Origin of the sequence: Desulfuromusa kysingii, from assembly GCF_900107645.1 — a bacterium.
GTDB classification, from domain to species: domain Bacteria; phylum Desulfobacterota; class Desulfuromonadia; order Desulfuromonadales; family Geopsychrobacteraceae; genus Desulfuromusa; species Desulfuromusa kysingii.
The window spans coordinates 1-8,181 of sequence record NZ_FNQN01000019.1; the positions used below are offsets into that span (position 1 = coordinate 1).

Here is an 8,181-nt window from a genome sequence, read left to right on the forward strand (position 1 = left end):
TGCCCCTTCCCCGAGCCCGGCACTAACTATGGCCAGAGCTTACAACTGGACCACGCTTTTTTGAATGGGACGGCACAAGGGTACGCAAGTGTTTCCAGGTGGCGAAGACAGTTCGGTCACAAATGACCGGCCCTTCGCATTAAGAGCCTCGATAAGTGTTTGGAGCAGAATTCGAAATCTGCAGCCAGTTCGTAAAGCCCAAGTCAGAAACCGGATGATTCGTGGTTGATCAGTCGCTTGTCAAAGAACGAAAAGTAAATCTTTTGCGTTAATGGTTATCTTTACTCTTGACGGCCGGGGGCCTGATAAGTGTTAGCCGTTTTTTTTTGCACGAAACGAAAAAGTTGAAGGTTCAAGTGAAAACAGTGTTTTTGATAACTCTAAATCGACGATATCATTTCTTTTATTTCCCATGCTTTCTCGAATTTTGTAGCAAAGTCGAGTAAAGGCGACTACTTCACTCTCGGCCTCAAGCGTTCCACCTGCCCTCCAGAATTCAGTTAGTGCTTCAACAACTTCTCTGTTTGCGCATATACAAATTCTATTTTTTGCGTCGTTAAGGGCTGAGAGTTCGTCTAATTCATCTTCAGTACGACCGCTTCGACGAGCTGAAGTAATTCGTGATATTGAATTGATGAAGTCTGAATATGCTTTGAGTCTCATTTCTGCTAGTTCATCGGTCCGCTTTCTTCGCGTTGAGAAGAAATGGCCGAGAACAGCAACAGTAATTGCGCTCAAAAGAGACAGAACTGTAGTTAGTACAATTGACATTTAATTTCCTGGAGCCGAGTAGCCCAAGGGCTGTTGCCAACCCCGGGCTCTCTAAGAACCGTGCGTGCGACTTTCACCGCACACGGCTCAAGCCCTTGCTAAGGTCGCTGTGCGACCCGGTTGTGTTGTTGCCAACTTAGAGCGGTGCCACTATGGCGCTGCTCTAACCAGTCTGGCGTTGCAAGGTACAGGTTGACAGGAACCGGCGGTCGGACATACGCTGGACCTCTCTTTGTTTGGCCCGTCGCTTAAAATAATCCGACCATGCCGGATCGTACGGGGTCGCTGTTCCTGTGACCTTGGTGTGCCGCCTGATCGGCAGATCTGCGGTTTTCAACAAAAACAGCCTTTGTTGTTCGCCGTGACTGTTGATGCTCATCGCAAAAAACTCCGAACGCATGCCGATGCGGGTGTAGTAGTGTTGCTTTAACCATGCATCAGTTTTGTTGCGGTGGCGATGTCGCATCCATTTCCGCAGATAATGATAAACGCAGTAATCTACCCAGGCAAAGACCTTTTTCGCCACCACCTGTCGATAACTCTGTGCCCAACCTCTCAACTTGCTGTTAAGCCTGCGGATAAAGATATCGGTCGGTAGTGCAACGCAGCTTTTGATGAACTCCTTGATTTCACTCAGGAAGCCCCGCACCTTTTGCGGTGAGGGTTTGATCATCAGTTTCTGACCATATTTCCTGATGTTGACCCCAAGAAAGTCAAAGCCGTCGTTGATGTGACATAGGCGGGTCTTTTCCTCGGAGAGGGTCAGTCCACGCTCGGCCAGAAAGCCGGTGACCACCGGGATAACCTTCTCCTTCAGCCGGGCAGGACTTGCCCCGGTGATGATCAGGTCGTCGGCATAGCGCACCATGTTGACCTTAGCACCTCGTTTCGGGATCACGGCTACAATCGCCGCTTCCAGACCATCGAGGGTCATGTTCGCCAACAGCGGTGAAATGATGCCGCCCTGTGGTGTTCCAGCTTTCGTTGCAAAGAAAGCATCTTTTTCCAGATAGCCACATTTCAACCAGCCCCGCAGTATCCGTTTATTCATCGGGATATTGGCGAGTAGCCATTGGTGGCTTATCTGGTCGAAACAGGCTCTTATGTCGGTTTCCCAAATCCATTGCGGCGAATGCTTCCGACAGAGTGAGAGGAAGCATTGACCGATGGCATCGGCGATTGAACGTTTCTTGCGAAACCCGTACGAGTTCACATCAGCCATCATCTCGGCGATCGGGTCCAGAGCCAGTGCATAAAGGGCTTGCATGGCTCGGTCGGTCATCGTCGGGATGCCCAACGGTCGCATTTTGCCGTTGGATTTAGGGACATAAGCCCGCCGTAGCGGTTGGGGGCGATAGCCCCGTTGCCGCAGTAAGCGGATTGCGTTGATCCTGCGCCGGGACGTTCTCCAGAGTTTCCCGTCGATGCCCGGCGTATTCTTGCCTTTGTTGGTTACGACTCGTCTGACGGCCCAGAGTTTCGCTGCCAGAGAGTGGGTCAGCAAATGTTGCAAGGTGGCAACCTTACCCCAGCACTTTTCCCGCACAGCCTTCGCAATACGCATCTGCAGCCGATAGACCTGTTTATGGATTTGGGCCCAATCGATGCTATCCCAATCCGGTAAGCAGGCTGAAGGTGCACCAGCAACGTTGGTCGCCGTCATTTGCCTTCCTTCACGATATCGGTTCTCCAAACTATCTCACGACGGAGCACCAGTCGGACGTCAGCTCCCTTTCGGGCCGGGTGATGTTGCAACCCGTATCCGCCTCATTACAAGTACGGCCTTCGCTTTTTCCGACATCCCATACCCACACTTCCGACAGCGTGTCTTGCGCCTGCCACCAGTTTATTGCAAACCGATGGCGGAGAGTGCAGGCTTGCCACGTTCCACACTATTGACAGTAAAACAAACGACTTAGGTCTGTCCTATACACCGACAGTACAACATTCCCGTGGGGCGACCGTCAGAAGCCCCAGCTTTCCTGCTCACCTTTTGGTTCAAGCCTGTCAGCCTCTTTGGCTTGTTCATGAATTACGGTGCCAGCGGACATTCACTTATGTTGACCATATCGTTTAGAACCCTAGCCCTCACCCGGCTTGAGGCTGCCCGGAGAGCGTCCACCTCGCGGTTTCCACCCCTCCCAACAAAGTTGGGATTCGGTACGTTGTCTGGAAGGCTCCGCACCCCATGAAGACAACATGGCGGCACGCTCCCGTAGGGTACCCGCAGGGAAATACGGGGTCTGGTCAGCGGGTGGAAAATCACTGCCAGACAGTCAATTAATGCGACTTCGTGTCGCAGTAACGGTTCATGATAACCGGCGGCAGACTGACTTACGCATACCACAAAATTATTCGAATGAAATAGCAGCCATATCTTCCGTCCGGTTTATCTCATGGTTAGGCGCTTTTTGATGATTGGTTACTAAAAGCCCATACCACCCAAAAAGCTGACAATAGCTATGATAATTTTTTCTGTTATTTGGTCTTTTTCGAGAAACAGAGCGATACCTGCAATTATAATGATCAGAGTAACGAGGCCACAAATACCCAAAAACATTTTTGTTTTCGCTTTAACTATTATTTCAGTTTGTTTCGTCCCTTCGACCGCTGCAATTCTCTGGCTTTCTGCAAATGGTTCAACAGCACCCTTTATCATGTCAGCGACGGTTGAAACTTCGACGATTTCTGTTTTAGCTTCTCTTGCATCATTATTGGATACTGCTTCTGACATTTTAAATTTCTTATCTAATTTGCGCGCCTAACGTTTTTGATAACCAGCGACAGACTGACTTACGCACACCTCCAAATTATTCGGATTAAGTAGCAGCCGTATGTTCCGTCCGCGTTGATTTCATGGTTAGGCATTTATTCCTTCTGCTACAGGGAAAACTGTTACAAACTAATGACCTTAACATGTCGTTTCCCTTTCCTATTGTCTCTCCAAACTTCAACACGATATTGATCTGGGTTAGGTAAGGGTTGTCTTGGACTGGCAGGACTTGTCTTTTTTTTATTTTTTATTTTTTGAGGCAATAAAAGTATTTCAGACTCTTTAAATGGGAGCAGTGTTTGCGTTGGCAATAGTGGAGTTTTTTCTAACGCCCCTTGAAGATCATGCATGAATTCTGGGACACTTTCAGCCTCGTCTCCCAATATTATTTCTGATCGTTTCATTGCTTCTTCGACAGTGATTTCACCTTTTTTCACTTTTAGAAACAGGTTCTCAATGCTCGCTAAGGCACCACCATATTTTTTCACTTTTGGATTTAGGTGAGATAATTTAAATGGGTCGCTAGCACGATCACTAAAATATTCATTAACAGTGTTAACTTGGCCTCTTATTGTTTGTAGGCCAGTTATGAAAGAACCATAGTTTCCAATACCAAAATAGAGGATACCAAGATAAACACCTATTGTGCCTAAAGCTTTTATTGAACCTTCTTGAACGTTTAGTGATAGGGAATAGTCATCTAGCTTTAAGACTCCACTAGCGTATGATTCCCAATCGTCAAACAATTGTGTCGCGTATTGCTCAAATTCTTCACGTGGCAAGCTGGGTACAGGCATATAAAAATCAGTAGAACCAATATTGATCATTTAATCCTCTTGTGGTTCATTGTGGTGCCTAACGTTTTTGATAACCGGCGGCAGCCTGGCTTACCCATACCACCAAATTATTCGAATCAAATAGCAGACGTATTTTTCGTCCGATTTATTTTATGGTTAGGTTTCTTTTTTATTTTCTGTACGTTTTTCCGTTGGTTGATAATAAGTATAATGTTTCGCTGTACGGCAGTCGCATAATAATTTTTGATTTGTTTAGGACGCCTCCAAGCATGACTCCGCGGCAAAGTAAGTTAACACCGCCCTGCAAGCGTTCACACATTGCGTCAGGACTATCGATGAAATTTGTTTTGTTCAGTCTTAAAATAACGACAGTTTTTCCTTCTGGAACTGCACCGATTGGCGGGACAATGAATAGTGTTAGTTGCGTGTAAATAAGAATTGCAGCAATTAATGCAATAAGAAAAATTCCCCATTTTTTCATTTTGACCGTCACTTTTTTGGAAACCTAACGTTTTTAATAACCGGTGGCGACGCTGATTGCGTGTACCACCTAACTTTTATGAGTAACTGACAAGCTTGTTCCATCCGAGTTGATTTGCTTGTTAGCTGGTTTTAGGGTGGGAGCAGGCATAATACCTGCTCCCAGATGGTACTACAGCAGAGGAAGTAGACTTGCTAAGGCAAACAGAAGCCAACTAATGGCTCTTATTATTCCGGCAAAATCTATTTTAACCTCGACTGTGATTCGAGTCTTATTCATAGGATTATCTCCAAGTTAAGACCCGAGCCGGCTCAGGTCGTTGACCTGGGCATTTATATCGCGCCTTGGCAGGCGCTATCTCACCGTTACCGCGAATAACGGATCGAGATCGGACAATTCATAGAGTCAGTGAGGTATCCCACGCCTGCGTCCGCAGGGGTGGGGCTTCCCTGTTGCTCTAATTAGTGCCCTTGAGCCAACGTAACCTTTGTTGACCCCGGAGATGGTTGGTCTCCGTACCTCTTGGCACGCCCACACACAGCGTATCGGATAGCGCCTCAAGGGTATTTGCATCGCAATGGTTGCGATGGCTTAAATTTTTTATAGCTAACGGTTCATGATAACCGGCGGCGACGCAAGCTTGCGTGACCTACCAAAATTCTAGATTTTGCTTTTCAATTTAGCGCAGAGTTATTTTCCGTCCGGTTTATTCCATGGTTAGAACAATTCTTTGAGTGAGGCAATTAAGCCAATTATGCCAGCGCCCAAGAGAAGTAAACTCCAAACCCAATGCTCGCGTACGACTTCGACAATAATTGCCGGATGTACGCCATGCGTGTCCAGCCATGAGGCATTTGTTTTCAGGGAACCATCTAGAATTCGTTCAAGGATGTTTCCCATTACATCTACTTTTCTTAAAGTTGATTGATGCAGTTTTATAAATTCTTTGTTTTCAAATGCGGATGCCTCTTCTTTTCCAGTGAGCATATCCTTGGCCGTTATCTTATTCATGTCCATAAGGCTATGGAGGCGACCGGAATCACCATGAGGTACATAAGTGACCCCATAAAAGGCGATGAGAGCTCTTGCCATATCGAATTTCCTTGAATCGTCAATTACGAATGGCTCACCCCCAAGTACCTTGTACCTGTGCTCTATCGCTTGAAAACCATAATTTATATCCCTCATGTTCCAATGCATAAATTTGTAACCATGCCGTGATTTGATGAAGTCAAAATATTCATCAAGCATTTGTTTTTCAAGTTCGTCATATTTATTGTTGATATCTTGCACTTGAACACGATTTTGTTCAGCACTTTTATGGATTGAAAATGAATGGGTTTGACCAGTTGAGAAATTTCTTGCTGCAATAGAGGTTATTCTTGGAGTCCTTCCGTCTATAATGTCGTAAAATGATTCGCATGAATAATGAACCACAAAATTCATGTCACGCTTGTCATCAAGCTCCTCAAATCCCTTTCTAGCTTCACGTCTGCGTTTTAACTTTGTAAGTTCTTTTCCCATTATTTTCTCTTTTTGTTCTAACGTTTTTGATAACCGGCGGCAGGCTATCTTATGCATACCACCAAATTATTTGGATTAAGTAGCAGACGTATCTTCCGTCCGGTTGATTTCATGGTTAGGTTTACTTGCTACAATGTCTCTTCCCGATACTCATATTGCTGTTAAGCCTAAAGCATGTGTACTTTTCTAATGCATGCCATAAATGATTACTTCCTTCATCAATGATTAAATTTTCAACAATTGTTTCTGTGTTTGATTTGTGCTTCATTGCGGCAGCAAGAAGCGTTTTTTGGTTAGAAGCATCCTTTATTGTTGTGCCACCTTGGAAGTACCATGAAAAAGTAAAAGTAAAGTATGGATAGTTTGAAAATTGAAGTAGTGATTTTTCTAAATTCTTTGTTTCGGCACATTGATAAATATCTGTATAAATCATGTTGCTGTATGAATTTCCAATCAAAATACATGACTGGGTGCTAGCCGAAAGTTGTGTTTCTATATTTATTGCATCATCTAGTGGCAATATGAATTCTTCTGAAACGCAAATATTTGGAAACAAAATGATTATGGCCAGCAAAAGGATGGACAGTTTCTTTTTCATTTTCAAACCTAACGTTTTGATAACCGGCGGCACTGGGACCTCCGCAACCCACCAAAATTATTCGAATTAAAAACCAGAGCTAATTTCCGTCCGCGTTGATTGGCGTGTTGTACAGTTTCTATTTCTCAGTACTCACAAAATTTGCTGCATAATCCTTTGTGACAATACCTTTGCCTGTGCCCACCACACACGGTTGAACCCATGTCCACTTGCCGGGCTTATACTGTCGCGGATGGCCGCGTCGAAGATGGACTCGTGGACGGGCATGGATTCCATTGAGTATTTGATTTTCTTGAGAGGATCTCGGTATCGAAAGCTCTAAAGTCCAATGTGAGAAAAGTGGCTGTTTTTCTTTCTTTTGTCTCGCTTTTTGTAATTTTGTTTCAGGAGTATGCTCGACTCGTTCAACGTTGTTGCAGTTGAGCGCAGACAAAAATGTAGAAAGGGCAATTTTGTATTCTCGTAATTCCTCAGCAAAAATGTCTGAAGTTGGAATTATTTCGTACCTTTGCCAAGAAGACAACGTGTCGGCGAAGATTGCACCACGAAGCATCCACTGTTTCCGTATTTTTCGGAATACAATGATTTGTGCTTGATCCCGTACTACTACCAACATACCGAGGACAACTTGTCCTCCATCAATATTCGTGAAATTAAGTTCAAACCAGCAGTCAGGAAAAGGCTCTTTGACTAGTTCATAAACGGGAGCAATGTCAGGGAACTTGTCGATATCGCCCATGTCAAAGCATATCGATTGAGGTGCGATGTTATTGAAGACTCGTACCATTTCAAAGAATTCGTCATCGCTGATTGAATCGGCGCACATCAGTTCCTTTTGCCGCACCGCATCAATCAAATTATGTAAGTGGCACCCCATAATTGCTTCCTATTTGTGGCTGGCCTTCTCTGTACAACGGTTCGTGATAACCGGCGGCAACGCGAACTTGCGTGACCCACCGCAATTTGGTTTTGCTTTTCAATTTTGCACAGACGTATTTTCCGTCCGGTTGATTAGTTTGATACTAGTGCAGGCCCCCTCCACAGATAACGGACCATCCGCTATCCTTTGAGTAACAGACAAACCCTCAAAGAAAGGAGCCTGCATTATGAAATTCTACACCAAACAGCATCTTTTTTATTGTGGTATCGATCTTCATGCCGATGCCATGTATGTCTGTGTTCTGAATTCTGTCGGTGAAGTGGTGGTTCATAAGAACATTCCCACTAAACCGAAAGC

The 8,181-nt window shown here is 45.1% G+C and carries 8 protein-coding genes and 1 pseudogene; 1 reads left to right on the forward strand and 8 read right to left on the reverse strand.

Annotated features, from left to right (window positions below):
- Nucleotides 1–312: 312 nt before the first annotated feature.
- From BLU87_RS16805 to BLU87_RS16840, 8 genes are all read right to left on the reverse strand, one after another.
- Nucleotides 313–771, reverse strand: coding sequence for a hypothetical protein (locus BLU87_RS16805; protein WP_092350974.1), 459 nt, complete (start codon nucleotides 769–771; stop codon nucleotides 313–315).
- A gap of 163 nt (nucleotides 772–934) precedes the next feature.
- A complete protein-coding gene (gene ltrA, locus BLU87_RS16810; protein ID WP_092350976.1) occupies nucleotides 935–2,434 on the reverse strand; it encodes a group II intron reverse transcriptase/maturase in 1,500 nt (499 codons plus the stop codon).
- A gap of 762 nt (nucleotides 2,435–3,196) precedes the next feature.
- Nucleotides 3,197–3,505 (reverse strand): hypothetical protein, encoded by a 309-nt coding sequence (locus BLU87_RS16815; RefSeq protein ID WP_092350978.1) that lies wholly within the window; start codon nucleotides 3,503–3,505, stop codon nucleotides 3,197–3,199.
- Nucleotides 3,506–3,666: 161 nt separating this feature from the next.
- Nucleotides 3,667–4,371, reverse strand: coding sequence for a hypothetical protein (locus BLU87_RS16820; protein WP_092350980.1), 705 nt, complete (start codon nucleotides 4,369–4,371; stop codon nucleotides 3,667–3,669).
- Between the two features lie 139 nt (nucleotides 4,372–4,510).
- A complete protein-coding gene (locus BLU87_RS16825) occupies nucleotides 4,511–4,822 on the reverse strand; it encodes a hypothetical protein (protein WP_092350982.1) in 312 nt (103 codons plus the stop codon).
- Between the two features lie 717 nt (nucleotides 4,823–5,539).
- Complete coding sequence (locus tag BLU87_RS16830; RefSeq protein WP_092350984.1) at nucleotides 5,540–6,346, reverse strand: hypothetical protein; 807 nt, start codon at nucleotides 6,344–6,346, stop codon at nucleotides 5,540–5,542.
- 121 nt (nucleotides 6,347–6,467) lie between these two features.
- On the reverse strand, nucleotides 6,468–6,977 hold the full coding sequence (locus BLU87_RS16835; protein ID WP_092350986.1) for a hypothetical protein: 510 nt from the start codon (nucleotides 6,975–6,977) through the stop codon (nucleotides 6,468–6,470).
- Between the two features lie 85 nt (nucleotides 6,978–7,062).
- A complete protein-coding gene (locus BLU87_RS16840) occupies nucleotides 7,063–7,821 on the reverse strand; it encodes an AcrVA2 family anti-CRISPR protein (protein ID WP_092350988.1) in 759 nt (252 codons plus the stop codon).
- A 229-nt stretch (nucleotides 7,822–8,050) separates the two neighbouring features.
- Here BLU87_RS16840 and BLU87_RS17740 point away from each other — a divergent pair.
- Nucleotides 8,051–8,181: pseudogene (locus tag BLU87_RS17740) on the forward strand (IS110 family transposase); the annotation flags it as partial.

What these genes read in the sequence shown, in the direction of transcription:
- BLU87_RS16805 (WP_092350974.1), bottom strand. Translation starts at nt 771, where the DNA reads ATGTCAATTGTACTAACTACAGTTCTGTCTCTTTTGAGCGCAATTACT.
- ltrA (WP_092350976.1), bottom strand. Translation starts at nt 2,434, where the DNA reads ATGACGGCGACCAACGTTGCTGGTGCACCTTCAGCCTGCTTACCGGAT.
- BLU87_RS16815 (WP_092350978.1), bottom strand. Translation starts at nt 3,505, where the DNA reads ATGTCAGAAGCAGTATCCAATAATGATGCAAGAGAAGCTAAAACAGAA.
- BLU87_RS16820 (WP_092350980.1), bottom strand. Translation starts at nt 4,371, where the DNA reads ATGATCAATATTGGTTCTACTGATTTTTATATGCCTGTACCCAGCTTG.
- BLU87_RS16825 (WP_092350982.1), bottom strand. Translation starts at nt 4,822, where the DNA reads ATGAAAAAATGGGGAATTTTTCTTATTGCATTAATTGCTGCAATTCTT.
- BLU87_RS16830 (WP_092350984.1), bottom strand. Translation starts at nt 6,346, where the DNA reads ATGGGAAAAGAACTTACAAAGTTAAAACGCAGACGTGAAGCTAGAAAG.
- BLU87_RS16840 (WP_092350988.1), bottom strand. Translation starts at nt 7,821, where the DNA reads ATGGGGTGCCACTTACATAATTTGATTGATGCGGTGCGGCAAAAGGAA.